The organism is Streptomyces sp. NPDC059900 (assembly GCF_050270335.1).
Classification (GTDB): domain Bacteria; phylum Actinomycetota; class Actinomycetes; order Streptomycetales; family Streptomycetaceae; genus Streptomyces.
Map to the genome: position 1 here is coordinate 1 of NZ_JBNNJZ010001116.1, position 1,254 is coordinate 1,254.

Here is a 1,254-nt window from a genome sequence, read left to right on the forward strand (position 1 = left end):
CGTCAACACCGTCCACTACCGCATCGAACGGGTGCAGGACCTCACCGGCCGGGACCTCTCCCGCCTCGACCACAAGCTGGACCTGCGCGCCGCGCTCCTGTGCCGCTGACCCCGTCCCGTCATCTGACTCCGGCCCCCGTCTCGTCATCCGGCCCGCCCTGTCCGGTGACGATCTGATCGGTTACAAAGGGACGGACCGGCCGCCGTTCCCCGGCATACCGGAGCCGCCCACCACCCCCGATGTCCCCAGAGGTCGTACGCACATGCCCGCCGCCGCAGCACCCTGGCTGCTCCTGGCCGTCTTCTCCGGCACGCTGATATCCCTGCAGGCGCGGATCACCGGCGAGCTCGCCACCGGGCTGGGCGGGGACGGATTCGCGGCAGCGGTGATCTCCTTCGGCTCGGGGTTCGTGATGCTGGCTCTCGGTCTCCTGGCGCTGCGCAAGCCGCGCCGCGGGGTCGGCCTGGTGCTCTCCGACGTACGCAACAGGCGGCTCAAGTGGTGGCAGGTGCTCGGCGGCTTCGGCGGTGCGGCCTTCCTGCTCGCGCAGGGGCTGACCGTCGGGGCGCTCGGGGTCGCCCTGTTCACCGTCGCGATCGTCGCGGGTCAGGTCACCGGAGGGCTGCTCTTCGACCGGATGGGACTCGGTCCCGCCGGCCCGCAGCGGCCCACCCGGCGCCGGGTCGTCGGGGCGGTCCTCGTGCTCGCGGCCGTGGGCCTGTCGATGGCGGACAAACTGGGCGGCGGGTTCCCGTACTTGATGCTGCTGCTGCCGCTGGTGGCGGGCGTGTGCGTGAGCTGGCAGCAGGCCGTCAACGGACATGTGAAGAACGCCGCGGGATCCGCGTACGCGGGCACGTTCTTCAACTTCGTCGCCGGTACCGGCGCGCTGAGCGTGATCTTCCTGGTGCATGCCGTGGCAGCCGGGATTCCCTCCCGGCTGCCGACCGAGCCGTATCTCTATCTCGGCGGCCTGGTCGGCATCTCCTTCATCACCATCGCGGTCGCCGCGGTCCAGAAGCTCGGCGTCCTGCTGCTCGGACTGTGCACGATCACCGGCCAGTTGGTCGGCTCGCTCGCCCTCGACCTGCTCCTGCCACACGGTGACACGCACGTCACCACGGCCACCGTCGCGGGCGTCGCGCTCGCCCTGGCAGCCGTCGCGGCCGCGGCGCTCTCGGGGACACGGACGGGCCGCGTCGTCGCTTCGAGCGACGCGAGCCCCGCACGCCGCCGACACAACCTACAAACCC

Annotated in this window: 2 protein-coding genes; both read left to right on the top strand. The window is 71.5% G+C overall.

Going from position 1 to position 1,254, the window contains the following annotated elements:
* On the top strand, positions 1-109 hold a 109-nt coding region (locus ACQKIP_RS47710), incomplete at its 5' end, for a helix-turn-helix domain-containing protein (RefSeq protein WP_427745895.1).
* A gap of 154 nt (positions 110-263) precedes the next feature.
* A partial coding sequence (locus tag ACQKIP_RS47715; protein WP_427745894.1) for a DMT family transporter occupies positions 264-1,254 on the top strand: 991 nt, incomplete at its 3' end.